This window comes from Paenibacillus sp. E222 (assembly GCF_013401555.1).
Taxonomy (GTDB): Bacteria; Bacillota; Bacilli; order Paenibacillales; family Paenibacillaceae; genus Paenibacillus.
Window position 1 is genome coordinate 7,205,646 of record NZ_CP058552.1, and the last position, 19,673, is coordinate 7,225,318.

A 19,673-nucleotide genomic window follows, 5' to 3' on the forward strand; every position below is an offset into this window, starting at 1 on the left:
ACCCGGCTGATGGACACCCTTTTCTATTTTACATATACATCACTCAGTAGTTAACCTGCCGAGTTGTACACTCCATGGTTTATTTACTTGAATATAGCTTTGCTGCAAAAATAAATCCCCCAAAGTCACTTTAAGAGATCACTTCATCTCATGCCTTTACCATGGACTATTGAAGATATCTCCAAAATTGCCACTCTCATGCGGTTATTTCACATTCAAAACGCTATATTTCTCGTTCCATGATTTGCGTATTTGCACATGCATAGATTCCTGACATGTTACGTCTGAAGCTCTTATGGACAAACCTACTGTATACAGAATACAATTTTTCAAATTCTAGTTATTTGGTATGACAATACGCAAATAGTGTTGCATCCTTACATGACTATAGCCCTCTTTTTAATGCTTTAATCCGTTACATAACCACAAACATCTCTTACCGCATAATATCCGGACCTATTATACATCGTTCTATTATATAGAGGCACGTAGCACGGTTTCATAAGGATATATGTTTTTAATTCCGGACTATAGCTGTTCCTTCACCTGACTTACAGCCTCTTGTGCCGACAGACTGATTCGTTTGGATTCACCTCGTGCTGCAAGAACATGCGATCCAAATTCCACCTGTCCCTCTGCTGCACCTCGGCCAATAACAATCTGGACAGGCAAACCGATCAATTCCGAATCCTTAAACTTCACCCCTGGCCGTTCATCCCGATCATCAACCAGTACGCTGTATCCGGCATCTAATAGTTGTTGTTCCAGTTCCAGAGTGAGTTCGCGTTGCTGTTCATCCTTCCAGCTCATTGGGATCAGATGTACATGATAAGGTGCAATGGCTGATGGCCAACGGATACCATCTTCTCCGGCATATTGTTCAGCAATAGCCGCCATCAGACGAGACACACCGATACCGTAACAACCCATTACAGGTGCGCACTGCCGTCCATTGCGATCCAGGAAGGATGCTCCCATAGCGTCACTGTACTTGGTTCCCAGTTTGAAGATATGCCCGACTTCTATTCCTTTTGTGAATACAAGCGATTCTCCACAGGTTGGGCAGCCGTCACCTTCAGCCGCAAAACGGATTCGGTCTACTTTGTCCAATGCAAAATGTTTACCTGGAACTACATTCGAATAGTGTACATCAACTTCATTCGCTCCTGTAATGGCATGTTCCATTGCAGCTACATCCGCATCAATTACAATCGGCAGATCTAGTCCAATGGGACCCAGGAAACCTACAGTTAATTTCGGATGACCCGCTAAGGCAGTTTCATCAGCCAGAATCAGCTCCTCTGCACCCAATACCTGCTTCAGCGCGATATCATTCACTTCATGATCCCCACGAACAAGTGCAGCGACCAGTTGACCATCGGCCTGATATAGCAATGTTTTGATCATATGCTGAGCATCCTCGCCTACAAAGGCGCTTAACTCATTGATCGTACGTACTCCTGGCGTTTGGATACTAACCAAGGTATCCCCTTCGGCTTTACCATCAGCTTGATCAACCGCTTTTAGGTCAGCAGAAGCTTCCACTAGTCCTGGATTCTTAGCAGAAGATTTAGAAGTCTGATATCCTGCCTTCTCCAGATTTGCGGCATATCCACAGTGTTTGCAGGTTACGATCGTATCTTCTCCCACATCAGCAAGTGCCATGAATTCGTGGGTCTCCCCCTGACCACCAATGGTGCCCGCATCAGCTTCCACTCGAATATATTCCAGTCCACAACGCTCCAAAATGCGCGAATACGCCGTATTCATGGCCTGATAGGTGCGATCCAGCTCTTCCCAATCGGAAGCAAAAGAGTACGCATCCTTCATGATGAACTCCCGTCCCCGCAGCAATCCAAATCTTGGACGACGTTCATCTCTGAATTTGGTGCCAATCTGATAAAGTGTAAACGGCAGCTTCCGATAGGAATTAACCTCGTCACGAGCCAGTGCAGTCACAACCTCTTCATGGGTTGGACCCAGGGCGAATTCCCGTGCATGGCGATCCTTCAGACGCATCAGCTCAGGGCCATACTGTGTATATCTTCCGGATTCTTCCCATAACTCAGCAGGCTGCATGATTGGCAGCAATACCTCCTGACATCCTGCACGGTCCATTTCTTCCCGAACAATACGTTCGACATTCAGCAAAATACGACGTCCCAAGGGCAGATAACTGTATATCCCTGCTGCGAGTTGGCGAATCATACCTGAGCGCAATAACCAGCGATGCCCTGCTGCATCTGCCTCTGCTGGTGCTTCACGTAATGTTGGAACAAGCATTTCACTTTGACGCATCTTGTCACACCCCTTATTCTTCTATTCATTATTGTAAATCAGGTTATAAACAGCAAAAAAACACATCCGTCAAGGGACGAATGTGTCGTGGTACCACCCTTATTTAACTGCACATTGCCGGTTGACCCTGCCATCAAACTATCAAGGCATTCGCTATAAACCGGTTCTCCCGTCTGCAACCTATGCAAAACGTGAACGCGCAGTCCTTCAGGGCATAACGGGCCCATCCGGCGAAGGTTACAGGCCGTTCGGGCCTTCTCCTCCGCAGCTCGCGAGGTAGGAATAACGAAACAGCAACAGAAACCTTGCACTAAATGGTTTCCTCCCTGAAGAAGCTGGCTAACGTAATTGTGTCCTCGTTGATCGCTGTTATCATTTTTGATCACCATAGTGTATTTACAAGAAATTGTCAACCATTCACTCAAATACTACCCCCGAATAATATTCCACCACATCACGGATGAGCATGTACGCGTCTCCATTCGTAAGCTCGTTTTTGTTTGCTATACCAGCAAGCGTGTCCTCGCTTAAGAAGTTCTGCATTTGCAATTGAGTAAGTGCCATTTCAGGTGTAGTTTCAGCTTCAGTAGCTCCCATTGCCAAACATAGCATATATGCAGCCTGATTCAAGGTTAAAGGTGAAGCGGAAGCATTCTTCATGCTCATAACAACTTTATCTGCACTGCCTGTATAAAAGGTTGGAAACATAGCTTGCAATCTTTTCAATTTACTTAAGTAGCGTTCCGGATTCATAGTCGTATCCAGATCCCAACCATCATTATTATAATTACCTGAGGTCATATACATACTCGCAGCAGCAAGTAACCCCCTATAATCCTTATGCTCCATGTACTCAGGCTTCTCAAAATTATGCATCGATAGATCCATGCCTTGTTTCTCCAGCATCTTACGCAATTCGGCTGCACGCTCCTCGGAAGCTGAGATTTCCCGGAAGGACTCCTTGTGCACATATGCCAGTTTGACCGCTGCTCCAGCAGCTTCTCCAGTAGCCATCCCCAGAGGAACGACCCTTGCGCTCCCATGTGGAATCGTGTCATAACTTGCTGCTCGTCCCACTACTAACAGACCATCAACGTTCAACGGAACAAGCGAACGGAAAGGTACGCCATATTGAATTGGACTCAGCATAATTGTGCCAGGATTGCCCACACTCGTACTTTGAATATCGATATCGTATGAACCATAACCAATTGCATCCCAATGATCTCGATTCTCCATAACATCAGCAAGTGTCAGACGATATTCACCATAGATGTGACGTGATTCTCTCACGTAGAGCTCATCCGCCGTTCCGGCATATTCAAGCCCTGCAAATTCCTCGTAATTTTTCTTCAAAAAATCAACGATCAAAGGTGCTTCCTTCCGCCCTATTTCCAGTCCCTCTTTCACAGATGCCGGATCCAGCGGATCCACTCCAAAGATCTGCATCGTATTGATCAAGATCGTATCATCGTTTTGTCTCCCAATGTTCAGACTGCGAATCTTGATGCGTTGCGGATCGGTCGATTCATATTTTCGCGCATCACCGTATCCCCAGGCACTCATTTTATCAACACCCGTACCTTCTCTTTCCCTGAACTTCTGCCAGACTTCATCTGTAACACCACTTAGCTTAAATACGAGCGTAGAGACCATCTTGGACTTGCCATCACCAATGTCCTGTCTGCCTATGGAATATGGAACCCCAGCAGCTGCTGCAATATCTGCATCCTGAGTAGCGTCAATGATTGAACGTGTTGCAATTTTTATAACTGTCCCGTCCTCTTTGGTTATGTTCATCCCCATAATTGTAGTTCGCCCTTCCGAGGCAGACTCAGTAATGGGCTCCACATGTTTAACATTCATCAGAAGGTCAATATTAGGTTCGGAATGAATCATTCGATAGAAAACGTTAGCCGCTGTATGAGTATCAAATGAACTGCCCTCTATTTGGTCAAACCACTCCTGAAAAATCCCTTTATTTAGAAAATCAGGCTGTCGCAGGCTGCTTAACCACTCTGGCTGATCAGGGGAGTAATTCAAATCTAACGTATTAAGTCCCCCTTCGGTCATCAACCCTCCCAGCATATTGCGATCTCGTGCTTCAACCAACAATACACGCATCCCATTGCGGGCAGCAGATAACGCAGCCGTAATTCCCTCCGGATCAGTTCCAGCAACAATAACGTTATAAGAATCGGACAGCGTTGTGCTCGATTGTACAGTCTCCAATGGCTGCCACACATAATTATTATTGAATTTATAGTTCTTGTTCCAGATATAAAAGGCAGCATAAGTTACACTAAATAAAATAATAAATACAGCGACCGTAATTGCTGTTGCTTTCTTTTTTTTGCTAACCAAAATAATTAATCCTCCACTATGTAATGTAAATTCATAAAAACTATTAATGTATCACTAGCTCCGATATTCTTCCAACAAAATACTTGTACGCCCTCCTCTCTAACCATAAAATGTCCAAAAAAAAAAAAAACACTCCCCAACGGTTTGCACCATGTCAGGAAATGTTGATTATATCGGCAACATGTCATGATTAAGATCCTACGATTTTGCATAACAATCACAACAAAAACTTGGACTGTATCCTAACTTCATCCATTATAAAGACCCCTTTTTGCAATGTAAAGGCATATCAAATCTATACACTTCATATAAAAAGGAACTTCAACACTCCCCAACTGTTATTACTCACTCTCCATGAATTGATGGGCGATGGCTGACATGGCCGTGCGTTCCCTGTAATATAGAGAAATAGAAACCATGTATTAATTGATAAAGGAGCTTGTCCTATGCCATATATTATTTACGATCTTGAATTCACAGTAAGTCGCAATACACGTTACTCTTCTGAAATTATAGATATCGGTGCCGTCAAAGTAACGGAAGGTGAGCACGGCCTGTTCGTATCGGACTCTTTCCACACTTATGTTCGTCCATCCAATAAATCGGTGCTGTCTGCCGATACGATTCAGTTTACGGGTATTACGCAGAAAGACATCGACGCAGCCCCTCTTTTTCCGGAAGCGCTGAATCAATTTATCGCCTGGATGGGAAGTGAATCCTATTATATGTGCTCCTGGGGACCGGATGACCGCACCAAACTGATCTCTCATTGTCGTACTCATCAACTTGATGTAGCCTGGATCACCAACCACAATGATCTTCAGCAGCAATGGTCGCGCACCGTGCGCAAAGAAGGAAAATTCCGTCAGTTTGGACTCGCTCAGGCTCTTGAACTGTGCGGTATTGAATTCGATGGCACCCAGCACCGCGCTTTGGATGATGCGATTAATACAGCCAAAGTATTCATGCATCAATTTGATCAATTCAAACTGGAAACCAATTGCGCCGCAGATGATGAGGGTATCACATCCAAAGTGGTCTATTCCAGCAATACAGAAGATGACGACAAAGATTCCCCTTTCGGAAACCTTGCACACCTGTTTAAGACCAAAGAGTAATTGCGTACAACACATGTTTGAACTAAGGTACAGCAGCCATGATCTATACTAAAGTTCAGTTGTAGATCTCCCGCCAACGTTCCAGACGTTCTTTCATCATGAGGCGATATTTCTCAGGCTCCAGAATTTCTGCATCGGGTCCATATTGAGACAACCAGGTTAGAAACCCTTCTTCATCACTCAATATGGCTTCAAACAACAACGTGCCTTCCGGTTCAATCGTCAAGATGGGGCGTGCAAAAAACTGCTCCTGCATGACACGCTCCACAGCGTGCAGTGAGAATCTGATTTTGAATGCAGTCCACTCCGTACTGCCGCTAAGTTCCTGTGGCGTACGGAAGTGAGATTGTAAAAGGTAATCATCTTTGCGGAACGTGCGTGGCAAAATCCGAACCCTGTACAAACGGTTCACTTGAAATATTCTCAGTTTCTCTGACAGGTGACAATACGCCAACAGATCAAATCGGTATTCACGAGGAATAAGACAGTAGGGGTCCATTCGTGCAATCCCCTTTTTACCTTGAAACAGATATTCTCCTTCAATAGTGTTCTGGGAAATTCCGGCCTGAAGCAAGGTCACCAGTGAATGATTCAGAAGTTCGGTACTTTCATTTTGCCAAGCAGAAGTACCCACCTTGAACAACCCGCCAATTTGCTCAGACCATTCCACTCGCTCTGTTTTGTTTTTCTGACTCGAAGCAACCACTTTCTCATACGCGCTCTCAAAAGCAGGCTTCAGCAACGGACGAATATTCTCCATGACTTCTGCCAGGTGCATAAAGGCTTGAGCTTCTTCATCAGACCAATTCAGCGGATACATGGCAAAATGGCTGATAAACATGTATCCTCTCCCGTGTCCCATATTGGCGATGGGGATATGCATTGCACTGAGGGCCTCCATGTCGCGGTATATCGTCCTTTCCGTTGTCTCGCACCGCTCGGCAAGCTCACGGGCCAGAATACCCGGCTTGGCCTGCACAAGAGTTATAATGCGCATTAATCGGATCAGTCGGTCTGTCATTTTGCCGGACCCTCCACGATGTTGTTTCAATAAATTCGATACAACTCCATCCATTTTTTTATTAGTATGTTGTTTAGTACATTCGACTTATTCCTTGACTTCACCTTCAAAAAATTATGTAGAAACATTCCTTTCCGCCTCAACATCCCTAGTTCTTTATCCCTATTCACCTAACATCGTTTTTCCGCGATTATGAACCATAGAATTAAAAGTAATCCCGTAATGGTACCGAAGTTTCTCCACAATTTCGGCTTCCGCATAATAATCCAGATCCTGTTTGCGAGCCGCTTCAATTAACAAAGCATCTGCGTGACGACGCAGCATATCACTGCCCTCTTGTGTACGACCTCTTTCATAAGCGCGCAAAGCTTGTTTAATCAGAGGAACGGTTTCGTTTAATTTAATCGTCTTCTCTACCTTAGGATCTTCCGGCTGGCGCAGCATGCCCAGATGACTGGTGTACTGAATATACAACTGTTCTCTGCGCAGCAGCACTCTCTGGCTTTGTTTCAACTTTCGTGTACTCCAATAAGCTGAACATACGGCACTTTTCCCCGATACACGAGGTCCCATGGCGAATTCGAGTAAGATTTGTTTACTCTCTCCCTTGTATACATCACCAAGTCTTAGAACCCAACCGATATCCGTTTCTTTGGAACGACAGCCATAGATACCCTTGAGCTGAATTCCAAATTCCGGTTTGAGCAAAAGTTCCAAGTCTCGGGACACAATTTTGGGTGCTATTTTCCTGAGTCTTTTGGCAGGGGCACCGTTACGCCACTCTACCATCATATATACGGGGTCGGCTCCCCCTGTCGGTATGGCCTCTCTATTCCACGAATAAGATACTTCAAAGACTGAGTTCACTGGTAGTCTCTCCCCCGATTTATATGTATTATCTTCTAAGTTATCAGGGTAAATGGACACTATATTGTCACGGAACATATGTTCGCAGGAAATTTTTCCATAATATTAGTTTCTCGTCCCTAAATCCGTGTAATTACGACAATAAACGACGAAAAAGCTTGGCAGTATGCCAAGCTTTTAGACCACTTTTATATGACAAGTCCTAACTTAAATCGTAGAAGTATTCATTCCCATTTTGTGTGAATTTTGTATAGAATCAGGTTCTGTGATTGGCGCATAAGTAATGCTGTCGATAATCAATTCACGCCCGATCGGCTCCCCATTTACAGTAATCATAATGGTTTTGGTTGTTGCAGCTTGTTTAGTTGTGTACATACGTCTCTACCCCTTCGTATTCACGATCTTCATAAAAATCGGATATATTGTTTTCTCTCATTAAATTACAAATTTCGTTAATATGAATAGCAGGCACCCTGAGCTGAAGTAAAAGAATGAGGTCAAAACCGTCCAGAGTGCTGCCCTGTCCTTCTATTACCCCGACACCCTTAAAATTAAACAGCTGTCCACATGTATTGATTTATTCTCAAATAGGGTAATTAAAACTACATCATCTTGAACCCATTGTCCCGGTTTTGACGTATAATGTAAGAGCCGTATTTCAACAAATGACGACGGAATCGGCAAACGATTATGTAACCGAAAGAAGGTGCCATTTATGCCAAAACCCATTCAGGGTTATTTCATTCGGGTGTTATTCACCACATGTGTATTGTTTACTGTTTCTTTGACTTCTACAGTCAGTGCAGCAAATGCCAATATATTCTCCGATATCTATAGTGGATGGGAACGAGTCTCCGAGCTTCCTGGAGAAGTAAACGCCTTGCAGGAAAGCTATAAACAGACGCTGGAGCAATTGAATCAGACCTCTGCCCAATTGGGACAAGCCCAGGCAAATGTCGAAGCATTCAAGGCCCAGAACGAGCTGCTGCTGGCGCAAAACGAAAAACTGACCGACATGGTGAGCAAGCTGCAAAATGATCAGGATGCCAAAACGGCAACTGCCAAACGCATTCAAACGATGATTATTACTGCCGTTTCACTCATATTGGGTTACTTTGTTCTGATTCGTGTGATGCGCTGGGGAATGCGTCGCCGTTCAGGCCGAGTATAAAAGAACAGGAGCAACCGCATGCACATACACCTGAACAATGCCGAAGCTGGCGGAGCCGGACAAGTGGTCACGTTTTCGTTGATCCAGGACGACCGCCTGCACATTCTCCACCCCCAGCAAATTGTCGCTTTTCGTGGCCCAAGCAGCAGTCGCCATGACAAATTCATGAATATTTCAGGTATCTATCGCAAAAAAAAGCTGATCAAATCCGAAATTACCGGTCCTTGTCAATTTGTGGCCGCCCTGCCTCCCGGATTCACCATGAAGGAAGTTGAACTGAGCGAGAACAGTGATCTGCTGTACGACTTCCGCCACCTTTTTTTCTACTCCGACGGCGTCACGATGCACACCAAAATTCAGAAAATCAAAAACATGCTGATCACTCGCGATGCCGTGAAAATGAAGTTTTCGGGCAAAGGCAAAATCGGATTGCTGACACAAGGTCAGGTCTGCCAGCAGGAACTGCACCCTACCGCACCACTGTATGTGGATGCAGGCAGTATTATCGCCTATCCCGAGAACGCGCAGCTTGAACTTACCGTGTATGGAAACAACCTTGCCAGCCAGCATATGAACTACCATTGGAAGATGACAGGTCATGGCTCTGTACTCTTTCAGGCCGGCCGTGAAAATCATAGACTGGAACAGGATATGAATGATGAAGGCTTATTTAAGCGCATTCTGAAAGAAGTCATTCCTTTTGGAAATGTAATAATCAAATGAGTCCAGATGACGTTAGGCTCGGTTATATATGGTGTCTCATGAAAAGCATGCTCACCGTATTGGAAATGTGTTATACTGTACCGGACAATTGAAGAAGAAAATCCATGCCAATGGCATGGGAGAGGTTCGCGAACTCCCTCTATAAGACTCGACCTTCACTAAGGTCAATGTAGTCTTGCGTACATTTTAGGTAACAACGTACGTAAAAAACTAAGGACACTAGATCGTGCCTGCATTTTTGAAGCAGCTTACGAGAAGGTGTGTTTTTTGATGGATGCCAGTTCATGAACTTCTCTGTTCTTCCGACTCTCTGTGCCTATGTGCATGGATTGATCTTAAGAAGATGGAGAGGTTTTTTTATGTTGAACGAAGAAAAAGCAGTCGTTGTATTCAGCGGCGGTCAGGACAGTACAACTTGTTTGTTCTGGGCCAAACAGCAATTTGCTGAGGTAGAGGTGGTTACCTTCGATTACGGCCAGCGTCACAAGCTGGAGATTGAATGCGCCGCAGAGATCGCTCGCGATCTGGGTGTGCAGCAAACGGTACTGGACATGAGTTTGTTAAACCAACTCGCGCCCAATGCACTCACCCGTACGGATGTGGAGATTACGCATGAAGAAGGCGAACTGCCGAGTACGTTCGTAGATGGACGGAATTTGCTGTTCCTCAGTTTTGCAGCTATTATGGCGAAGCAAAAAGGGGCTCGTCACCTGGTCACAGGTGTATGCGAAACGGATTTCAGCGGTTACCCGGATTGTCGGGATTCGTTTGTGAAATCGATGAATGTAACGCTGAATCTGTCCATGGACTACCCGTTTGTTATTCACACCCCACTGATGTGGCTGGACAAAGCCCAGACATGGAAAATGGCGGATGATCTTGGTGCCTTTGATTATGTACGTGAGCGTACACTAACCTGTTATAACGGGATCATCGGCGATGGCTGCGGAGAATGTCCTGCCTGCAAACTGCGCAAAGCCGGACTGGATCGCTATCTGGAGCAGCGCACTGATTCTGCTACTGTTGGAACTGCGGGAGCGGACGTGCGATGAGAGAACCGGGAACATTTCGCATTGTGGAGCGGTTGCAGCGGATTGGAGAAGATATCCTGCCTGCACAGCTTCGCTATCATCGCAAACGTGTGCTTGTCAGCAAGGAGTTTACGTTTGACGCTGCGCATCATCTGCATTGTTATGAAGGCAAGTGCAAGAACTTGCACGGGCATACGTATAAAGTCGTTTTTGGCATTAGCGGTTACCCGGGTGAGACCGGACTGACGGTTGATTTTGGACATATCAAGGAGATATGGAAAACACAAATTGAAGGGTATCTGGATCATCAGTATTTGAACGAAACCCTTCCCCTCATGAACACGACAGCTGAAAATATGGTCGTCTGGTTGTTCGAGCAGATGGAGCATGCCTTGCAGACCGAACCGTATGCTGCAATGACCGAAGGTGGTCGAACAGAGTTTGTCCGCTTATATGAGACGCCGACCAGTTACGCCGAGGCCAGACGGGAGTGGATGATCGATGAGTAGTGTGGAACAGAGCAAAGAGGCTCGTATTCCTGTGATGGAGATCTTTGGCCCGACGGTTCAAGGTGAAGGCATGGTCATTGGGCAGAAAACAATGTTCGTTCGCACCGCGGGCTGCGATTATCGCTGCTCCTGGTGCGACTCGGCCTTTACCTGGGACGGCAGTGGCAAGGATCTGATCCGGATGATTACGCCGGAGGACGTGTGGAACGAGCTGCGTCGCGTTGGCGGCTCACGCTTCTCCCATGTGACCATCTCAGGCGGCAACCCTGCCCTACTCGCTTCGCTGGGCGGATTGGTTAAGCTGCTTCGGGAGAACGGCATCCGCACCGCGGTAGAAACGCAGGGCTCCCGTTGGCAGTCTTGGCTGGCGGACATTGACGAAGTCACCGTCTCACCCAAGCCACCCAGCTCCGGCATGGACACCGATTGGGCCGTGCTGGATGATCTGATCGGACGGCTGGCCGCTGGCCCGGTAGAACGAAGTCATAGTCTGAAGATCGTGATCTTTGATGAGACAGACTTGGACTACGCCCGCCGCGTGCATGCACGGTATCCGGGCACAGATTTATTTTTACAGACCGGGAACCCGGATGTCACTTCTGCCGATACGCCAGATCTGGCGTCTTCGCTGCTTGCCCGTTATGAGTGGCTGATTGATCAAGTCAGTGCATCCGATGATCTGAACGACGTTCGTGTGCTTCCACAGCTTCATACGTTGGTATGGGGCAACAAACGCGGCGTCTAATGGGCTATATGGGTGGAATGGGCGGCATGATGTAATTTGGGAAACAACCAGAGGCTAAGATAGCCTATCATATATACCGGTAAGCTTCGTGCGTTGCCGGAAATAAGGAGCGTTTACGAATCCATGAGACAACCTGAAGAAATGCAAGATTTAACGTTGCTGGGTAACCAGGGCGTAAAATATACGTTTGAATATGATCCGGGAATTCTGGAGAATTTTGATAACAAACACCCCTACCGGGATTATTTTGTCAAATTCAACTGCCCGGAGTTCACCAGCCTGTGCCCGATCACGGGTCAGCCGGACTTTGCAACGATCTATATCAGCTACATCCCTGATGTAAAAATGGTAGAGAGCAAGTCACTTAAGCTGTACCTGTTCAGCTTCCGCAACCATGGCGATTTCCACGAGGATTGCGTAAACATCATCATGAACGACCTGATCAAACTGATGGACCCACGCTTCATTGAAGTGTGGGGTAAATTCACGCCGCGCGGCGGCATTTCCATCGATCCGTACACCAACTACGGCAAACCGGGTACGAAGTATGAGCAAATGGCTGAGCACCGCATGATGAATCATGATATGTATCCAGAGACGATTGATAATCGTTAATTGGGTAGATACATCAATTATGTTTTGTACACAATAAATTCATAGAACACACAAAAGCCGAACTCTTCTATCTGAAGAAATTCGGCTTTTTTTTACAAAAAATCCGATAGCAAAGTACAGAGACGTCGATGCAACATAGATAGTCAGAAAAGTCATGACTGCCATCAATAGAATGGTCATCGCCAAATTACGTTTGGCAAGAACATATGGTGATAGCGATTTCATATTGATCAGTCCTTTATCATTTCTGATTTAGCAGACCTTAATAGTAGATTTTTTAAAGTATATCAATAGTTTACATTATAAAGAGAACGTTAATTTCACCTGTTCCCCTTGTCGACCTATCAAATCTGTCCTATTATGTAACAATATGCTTAGGCACATCACATCATCAGGCGCTGATCCCTCGTGACCGCGACCAAAGGAGAACTGTTCATGTCCATGCAAAATTCATTATCCAAAGACGCCGCTGCGCGTTCGAAAGCTCCACCCGGATTGGATGCTCAAGGTACCGTTTATCGGATCTTAATTGCCATCAGTCTGGTTCATTTGTTCAACGATTCCATCCAATCTGTCATTCCAGCTATTTTTCCAATTCTGAAAGACTCCATGCATCTCACGTATACGCAGATCGGATGGATTTCGTTTGCTATTAACTTTACTGCTTCCATCATGCAGCCTGTTGTAGGCTGGTTTGCTGATAGAAAACCGACACCATCCATTCTACCCATCGGTATGGGCTTTACGTTTACCGGTATGCTATTGCTAGCCTTCGCCGACAGTTATATGGCTGTCCTGATCTCTGTCATCTTTGTTGGGCTCGGTTCGGCGGCTTTCCATCCAGAGGGTTCACGGGTATCCCATATGGCCGCAGGGCCTCGTCGGGGTCTCGCTCAGTCAATCTTCCAGGTGGGAGGTAACGCCGGTCAATCTCTGGCTCCATTGCTCACCAGATGGATTTTCATTCCGTTTGGATTGTTCGGCGCCATCGGCTTCACGGGCATAGCTGCTGCGGGGATCGCGGTGCAAATCTATATCGCTCGCTGGTATGGACGCATGCTGCAATCGGGAGGGTATTTGCGTAGACAGGCGGCAGCCCGTCGTGCTCCCAATCCGGCATTACGTAAAAAGATTGCTGCTGCCATAACCATTTTGATTCTGCTCGTCTTTGTCCGTTCGTGGTATGTCGCTTCAATCGGAAGCTTCTATGCGTTTAACCTGAAGGATACATTCAACTTGTCCACAGAGGACGCACAGATCTATATCTTCTTGTTCCTGGCGGCTGGGGCTCTTGGTACGTTCTTCGGTGGTCCACTGGCGGATCGCTTTGGTAAACGCAACATGATCTTTCTGTCAATGGCTGGAGCCGCTCCACTGGCGCTGCTGCTGCCTTACGCGAATCTGTTCTGGACAGCCGTGCTGCTGACCATTATTGGTTTCATCATGTTATCCAGCTTCTCGGTGACCGTTGTGTATGCACAGATGCTGATTCCGGGCAAAATCGGAACCGTCTCCGGCCTGATTACTGGCCTGGCATTTGGTATGGGCGGTCTGGGCGCTCTCGTGCTGGGGAACTGGATCGACGTGTTCGGCGTATCTCCAGTCATGCAAATGTGCAGCTTCCTGCCACTGATCGGAATCTTCACCTTCCTGCTTCCATCGGATAAGTTGCTGAACCGTTGGGCGGAAGAGAATGGTAGTGAAGAATAACAAATCCTACACAACATAAACTTCAATGCACAATGAAACCAAAGAACACTGTTACGAATGTTTAGCGAAAAGTAACGTCAGATGGTTAACTAACCTTGAATTTACGCTTGCATGTGCAAATGGGATGAAGCCTTTACCTTTAGGCTTCATCCCGTTTTTGTTTTGTCAGCGTTAGCGTCAACCGTGTGCAGCTTCCACCACGCGGTGCCCTACTTCATGACAAGGGTGGTCAGCCAACAAGAGCGGCAGCAACTGAGCCTGCGAGAAATTTTGGAAAACAGTAGGATCACATGTGTATAACGAATCCAGCGCACATTATTAGCATCATTTCTGACAATCCGCCAATGTAACGAATCGTAGACGCCTTATTCCTCATGTTTTGTGTGTTTTCGCATCATTTAGTATGATTATCATGCAAATAGCGATGGTGATATTCCTTAGAATCAGCGCATCCTTCTATAGACCATAATAGGGTGCCCTCGATTCGTTAGCCTCAGAATCAGAACCGAGAGGCTGTGGTCACATAGCCATTTTTGTGAAAAGACATCATTGCGAAAGGCGCTGAAGAATCAGGCGCTTTTTATATAACATTTTTCCGGCTTCGGCAACATCACGAATCGTATTTTTGTTACTCACCGAACCGAATACCATACCCGCAATCGGAATGAGCTGGAACAGCTTTTTCCATCCAAACGATTCACTGTAGGAATTAAAAACCTCCCGCCAGCCCTGCATTTGAGAGATAACCTCAACCTGCTTATCCGGATTATCGTAATCGGCGAGTTCATCAATAATCGCTTTCTTGCCCACAATATCTGCCGAAGAGAATTGCAGACATTTGACGATAAATATGCGCTCTTGAGGTTCGTCGGGATCATATCCATAGCATAACGCCATCTCCTGCAGCACCTTCAGGGAAAGCCCCATCACCATCGGAATATCCGCCGCAATCGTTACAATGCCCCCGATACCTGTTGCAGCCCCTTGTGCAGCAGCAAACCTCGTCCGACTATCCGTAATACTATCGGCAGTGCGATCCAGCACTTCAAGCGGTAAGCCTTCCACGCTGTGAATTTTCGTCGTATCCTTTGACTCTCCATCCTGTTCATCGTAAGAGGTATCGGCCTTCATGGAATAACCGGATTGGATCGCTTCCTCTCGGAGCAGCTCAGCCACCTTCTTTTTCTGAACGAGAAATTTCCCGCCATTCTGCACATACTGGCCGACTTCGTTCAGCGAGTCGCCAATCTTCTGTTTCAGCGCTTTGGGCATCACTTTATCCAGCATGGCAAATGGCAAACGTCCAATTTTGTCCCAAATAAACAAGTCCTTCTGCCCTTTTTCCCATTTTAAAATCTGTTCCAGCTCCCGGTCCAATGTCTCACGCGAATCCATATATGGCCTCCTAATGTTATGTGTATAGTAAATTGTATACTCCTCATACGCTTTGGTCAGAGGGATGGTTGCTTCTATGTAAGTTTATGGTATTCATCCTCATGCCTTCATACACAATGTTTGCATAAATAAGAACCCTTAATCAGCGTCATTCGCTAAATAAAGGGCTCTTTTGATCCAAAACCTCAATTCTTATTTTGCTTTAGCTGCAGCCTTCCCATCCGGAACAGGGACTCCAAAGTGAGGCGTGCCATCTTCGTTCCAGTGAATGACCTGCGCGCGGGCGTGACGATTCGGATCGTAGAGAGGGTCTCCCTCGATGTCCTTGTAATTTCGTGCGTGATAGATGAGAATATCCGTCTTGCCGTCCGGTGATACCGTAAAGCTGTTGTGACCCGGACCATATTGACCATTCTCTTCACACGTTTGGAATACCGGCTTAGGCGATTTCACCCAGCTCGCTGGATCAAGCAAATCGGTGTCTTCATCCGCAGTGAGCAACCCCATACAATAATTATAGTCGGTCGCACTCGCCGAGTAACCAATGAAGATCCGCCCATTGCGATGCAGCACTGCTGCCCCTTCATTTACCTTGAAGCCGATGATCTCCCAATCATATTCCGGCGTAGAAATCATGACCTGCTCCCCACGCAGCGTCCATGGATTTTCCATTTCGGAAATGTACAGGTTGGAGTTGCCCGGAATGTCCGGGTCCTTTTGCGCCCAGACCAAATAACGGATCCCTTTGTGTTCAAACGTTGTTGCATCCAAGGCAAATGTCTCCCAACGCGTCCGAATCTGTCCCTTCTCTACCCACGCGCCTTCGAGCGGGTTGGGCGAGTCGTTCTCCAGCACATACATGCGGTGGTCGAAAAGGCCCTCATTGGTTTCGCTGGTATGGGCTGCAGCGTAATGTATATACCATTTTCCATCGATAAAATGAATCTCAGGTGCCCAAATGTTGGCACTCATCGGTCCTGTCTCATGTTTGTGCCAAGCCGTTACCGGCTCAGCATCTCGCAACTCTTCCAAGGTTTGTGCACGCCGAATCTCAATCCGGTCAAAGGCTGGCACGGAAGCAGAGAAATAGTAATAGCCATCTGTGTGACGGTACACCCACGGATCAGCACGCTGCTCCAGAATGGGATTGGTAAATGTAATGGAATCAGTCATGGGAATGCTCCCCTTTCAAATGTGTGTGTATGGCTCGGAGTGAAGATTTGTAACCTTGTGCGGTAAACATAAAACCTATTGCTGGTACACCGCGGGCGCTTCGGGGGTGGCAGGGCCTTGTCGCTCTCTTGTCCTCCGATTTCTTTTTCCCACCGCTCTTGGCGGTTGAAATCGGATGCCAAAGTCGCTCCTTCGGCTCCTTCCTCCCCCTTCACTACTGGTGCACCTCAAAAGCAACAGCCTCGCTCTAACCGCGCTCGCTGAACCAAATCCAAACTCCGAGCCGTCGGTGTGGCTCTGTATCTATGGGGTCGACTGCTTCGCTTGGTCGACTCTCCCCACTAAGTGCATCGCTGGCCATATTTTTTCGGCCAGCCCTTGGTACACCGCGAACGCTCCGGAGGTGGCAGGGCCTTGTCGCTCTCTTGTCCTCCGATTTCTTTTTCCCACCGCTCTTGGCGGTTGAAATCGGATGCCAAAGTCGCTCCTTCGGCTCCTTCCTCCCCCTTCACTGCTGGTGCACCTCAAAAGCAACAGCCTCGCTCTAACCGCGCTCGGTCGACTCCGCCCTAGTTCGAGCCATATCTAAGGCTCTTTACTTCTCCGCTGCGCTGATCTGCTTGCCCCAGACGGCAATGCCGCGATCGTTCAGACCAGTAACCACGAGCGCTGGCTGGCTTCGCTCCCAGTCCCAGGATGGGAGCAGCTTGAGCTCCTCTGTGGAAGCTCCGCCCCACGGGCTTTCTTTCCACTCCAGCGTCAGTGTTTGTTTGCCGTCAAACGTCCATTTGCCTGAACCGTTTTCGCTTTTCAATTGGCCATTGGCTTGCAAGGTGTAAGGCACTGCCTGCACCTGTCCGTCCACCGACGGGTCAACAGCCAGTCCTTCCCACTCCCCGGCGATCATCGACTTCGGTATGTCCTGTGTGTACTCACCTGCATAACGTTCTGGTGATACCACAGGCCAGCCGTCCTTGGTCCACAGCATTTTACGTACATGCAGATACGGCCAGTTTTTATCCGTCTCCCCTCTCGCATGATGCACGATATAATAATTGTCGCCATCCTTAAGGACCGAGTTATGTCCTGGTGCAACCCAGCCTTCACCTTCGGTGAAGCGGTATCCACCCAGAATTTTGGTTCCTACTTCATATTGAGGCAGATGCTCCGTATCCAGCATGTTCATGCCATTTACGTCCGTGTAGGGACCTGTAATGGAATCAGCGCGGGCTACACGCACGTTATAATCTTCGAATAAGGAATCATATGAGACGAATAGATAATACTTTTTGAACTCCGGGTTATACACAATATATGGACCCTCCACCGCACCTTCTTCTGTAGCACGATCACGGGCGGCAATGCGAGTACCATACCCCTCTTCCTTGAACTTTCCAGTTTCCGGATCCAGAGGTGCAATGTATATCCCATCGAAAAAGGAACCGTAGACCATCCATGAATTGCCTTCGGCATCCAATACCGGATTGGCATCAATGGCATTTAACTTATCCTTTTCATTCTCGGATGTTTTAACAACCAACCCTTCATCTGTCCAAGGACCCTCCGGGGACGAGGATGTTTGCAAACCAATAGCCGAACGCGTACTGCCAAAGGTCGAAGCCGAATAATACATCCGGTAGGTGTCGCCAACCTGAATCACATCCGGTGCCCACAGATTTACCGCTCCAGTCCAATCTAGGGCTTCCTTCGGAATGCCTGGCAAAGCCTGACCTACCCATGACCAGTTAATCAGATCATCCGATTTGCGTACCATGACGCCGGGTTTCGCTTCCCCTGCGACACGGACGTCTGTGGAATAGACGTAGTATCCCTGATCTGTTTTGATAATGGCTGGATCATGCGCATTGTTCACAGTCCAACGGGATTCATCATCCAAAATGGAGGTGTCATACAATTGAGTATCTTGGGGAGCCTCAGGAAAGACCGGCGTGGACACCGATTCCCCTGCGCCATCTCCAGAACAGCCTGTAACTCCGACCAACAGCAGCAGCAGCATGGAAGCAACAACTCCTTTTCCTGAATTCGTCCACCCGCGGAATGTTCTCCGCTGATTCATCCTTTCACTCCAGAGATCGCTACCGATTCAATAATCTGTTTTTGGAAGATCAGGAAGATGATCAATACCGGCAGCAGCGCAACAATGGATGCTGCCATAATGAGCGGATAATCCGTCTGGATCGCATACGTGGCATTAAAGTTCGCAATAACGAGCTGCAAGGTCTGTTTTTCAGGTGAATTCAGATAAATAATCGGTGCCAGATAATCGTTCCAGATGCCCATGAACCAGAGAATCAGCTGAGCGGCAATCGCCGGTTTAATGAGCGGGAACGTAATGCTGGAGTACAGTCGGAAATAAGAGCTGCCATCAATTTTCGCTGCTTCAATAATGGCATCAGGCACACTAAGCAGATATTGACGCAGGAAGAAGATCATGACGACGTTACCAAATAATCCTGGAACGATAAGCGGCAGCAGTGTGTCCACCCAGCCCAGCTTCGAGAACATGATGAACTGCGGAATCATGACTGTCGGATACGGAATCATCATCGATGCGAGCAATGCTAGAAACAATTTATTTTTATGCGGAAATCTTAATTTGGCAAAAGCAAAGGCAGCGATACTCGACGTAAACGTCCCGACAACGGTAACACTGATCGCCACGATCAAGCTGTTTTTGATCCCGCTGAGTAGCGGACCTGCTTCCCAGATTTCCTTATACTTTCCGAATTGGAACACTTCAGGTATCCACACAGGCGGAAGTGCGAACACATCTTGCTTCTCCTTCACGGAAGTGGACAACATCCAGATCAGTGGTGCAATCATCGCAATAGCACCAAGTGCCAACACGATAAAAATGATAGAGTTCGTTAGTTTCCTCTTTTGACTGTAAGACATCTCCGGTTCACTCCTTT

General features: G+C 47.1%; 17 protein-coding genes. 8 read left to right on the plus strand and 9 right to left on the minus strand.

The window, feature by feature from the left end; genetic code table 11:
- Positions 1-528: 528 nt before the first annotated feature.
- Positions 529-2,298, minus strand: a complete 1,770-nt coding sequence (locus tag HW560_RS32210) for a proline--tRNA ligase (protein ID WP_090894136.1) — start codon at positions 2,296-2,298, stop codon at positions 529-531.
- Between the two features lie 417 nt (positions 2,299-2,715).
- Positions 2,716-4,662 carry an FAD-dependent oxidoreductase gene (locus HW560_RS32215; protein WP_256221916.1) on the minus strand — a complete coding sequence of 649 codons (1,947 nt, stop codon included), beginning with the start codon at positions 4,660-4,662 and terminating at the stop codon, positions 2,716-2,718.
- A 446-nt stretch (positions 4,663-5,108) separates the two neighbouring features.
- Between HW560_RS32215 and HW560_RS32220 the strand changes: the two genes are divergently transcribed.
- The gene (locus HW560_RS32220; RefSeq protein ID WP_090894131.1) at positions 5,109-5,780 is read left to right on the plus strand and encodes a 3'-5' exonuclease; all 672 of its coding nucleotides are present in this window, start codon (positions 5,109-5,111) and stop codon (positions 5,778-5,780) included.
- Between the two features lie 55 nt (positions 5,781-5,835).
- Here HW560_RS32220 and HW560_RS32225 read toward each other — a convergent pair whose 3' ends face one another.
- The 3 genes from HW560_RS32225 to HW560_RS32235 all read right to left on the minus strand — a co-directional run bounded on the left by HW560_RS32225 (position 5,836) and on the right by HW560_RS32235 (position 8,043).
- On the minus strand, positions 5,836-6,801 hold the full coding sequence (locus tag HW560_RS32225; RefSeq protein WP_090894129.1) for a helix-turn-helix transcriptional regulator: 966 nt from the start codon (positions 6,799-6,801) through the stop codon (positions 5,836-5,838).
- 162 nt (positions 6,802-6,963) lie between these two features.
- Entirely contained in the window at positions 6,964-7,668 is a 705-nt protein-coding gene (locus HW560_RS32230; RefSeq protein ID WP_143066996.1) for a hypothetical protein, read from the minus strand.
- A gap of 207 nt (positions 7,669-7,875) precedes the next feature.
- The gene (locus HW560_RS32235) at positions 7,876-8,043 is read right to left on the minus strand and encodes a hypothetical protein (RefSeq protein ID WP_167434599.1); all 168 of its coding nucleotides are present in this window, start codon (positions 8,041-8,043) and stop codon (positions 7,876-7,878) included.
- 340 nt (positions 8,044-8,383) lie between these two features.
- Here HW560_RS32235 and HW560_RS32240 point away from each other — a divergent pair, with 340 nt between their 5' ends.
- The 7 genes from HW560_RS32240 to HW560_RS32270 all read left to right on the plus strand — a co-directional run bounded on the left by HW560_RS32240 (position 8,384) and on the right by HW560_RS32270 (position 14,172).
- Positions 8,384-8,839 carry a hypothetical protein gene (locus tag HW560_RS32240; protein ID WP_090894123.1) on the plus strand — a complete coding sequence of 152 codons (456 nt, stop codon included), beginning with the start codon at positions 8,384-8,386 and terminating at the stop codon, positions 8,837-8,839.
- An 18-nt stretch (positions 8,840-8,857) separates the two neighbouring features.
- Positions 8,858-9,562 (plus strand): AIM24 family protein, encoded by a 705-nt coding sequence (locus HW560_RS32245; RefSeq protein ID WP_179265585.1) that lies wholly within the window; start codon positions 8,858-8,860, stop codon positions 9,560-9,562.
- Between the two features lie 362 nt (positions 9,563-9,924).
- Complete coding sequence (gene queC, locus HW560_RS32250; RefSeq protein ID WP_179265969.1) at positions 9,925-10,614, plus strand: 7-cyano-7-deazaguanine synthase QueC; 690 nt, start codon at positions 9,925-9,927, stop codon at positions 10,612-10,614.
- Positions 10,611-11,102, plus strand: a complete 492-nt coding sequence (gene queD / locus HW560_RS32255; RefSeq protein WP_090894119.1) for a 6-carboxytetrahydropterin synthase QueD — start codon at positions 10,611-10,613, stop codon at positions 11,100-11,102. Before queC ends, queD begins: the two co-directional genes overlap by 4 nt.
- The gene (queE, locus tag HW560_RS32260) at positions 11,095-11,847 is read left to right on the plus strand and encodes a 7-carboxy-7-deazaguanine synthase QueE (RefSeq protein ID WP_179265586.1); all 753 of its coding nucleotides are present in this window, start codon (positions 11,095-11,097) and stop codon (positions 11,845-11,847) included. The genes queD and queE overlap by 8 nt, the downstream gene beginning before the upstream one ends.
- Before the next feature lie 123 nt (positions 11,848-11,970).
- A complete protein-coding gene (gene queF / locus HW560_RS32265) occupies positions 11,971-12,462 on the plus strand; it encodes a preQ(1) synthase (RefSeq protein ID WP_179265587.1) in 492 nt (163 codons plus the stop codon).
- A gap of 441 nt (positions 12,463-12,903) precedes the next feature.
- Positions 12,904-14,172: an MFS transporter gene (locus HW560_RS32270; RefSeq protein ID WP_090901889.1), complete on the plus strand. Its 1,269-nt coding sequence runs from the start codon at positions 12,904-12,906 to the stop codon at positions 14,170-14,172.
- A 546-nt stretch (positions 14,173-14,718) separates the two neighbouring features.
- Here the strand turns inward: HW560_RS32270 and HW560_RS32275 are convergent.
- From HW560_RS32275 to HW560_RS32290, 4 genes are all read right to left on the minus strand, one after another.
- Positions 14,719-15,567 carry an EcsC family protein gene (locus tag HW560_RS32275; RefSeq protein ID WP_090894113.1) on the minus strand — a complete coding sequence of 283 codons (849 nt, stop codon included), beginning with the start codon at positions 15,565-15,567 and terminating at the stop codon, positions 14,719-14,721.
- Positions 15,568-15,759: 192 nt separating this feature from the next.
- Entirely contained in the window at positions 15,760-16,740 is a 981-nt protein-coding gene (locus HW560_RS32280; protein WP_179265588.1) for a glycoside hydrolase family 43 protein, read from the minus strand.
- Between the two features lie 595 nt (positions 16,741-17,335).
- The gene (locus tag HW560_RS32285) at positions 17,336-18,757 is read right to left on the minus strand and encodes an arabinan endo-1,5-alpha-L-arabinosidase (protein WP_179265970.1); all 1,422 of its coding nucleotides are present in this window, start codon (positions 18,755-18,757) and stop codon (positions 17,336-17,338) included.
- A 56-nt stretch (positions 18,758-18,813) separates the two neighbouring features.
- Complete coding sequence (locus HW560_RS32290; RefSeq protein ID WP_090894108.1) at positions 18,814-19,656, minus strand: carbohydrate ABC transporter permease; 843 nt, start codon at positions 19,654-19,656, stop codon at positions 18,814-18,816.
- Positions 19,657-19,673: the final 17 nt, after the last annotated feature.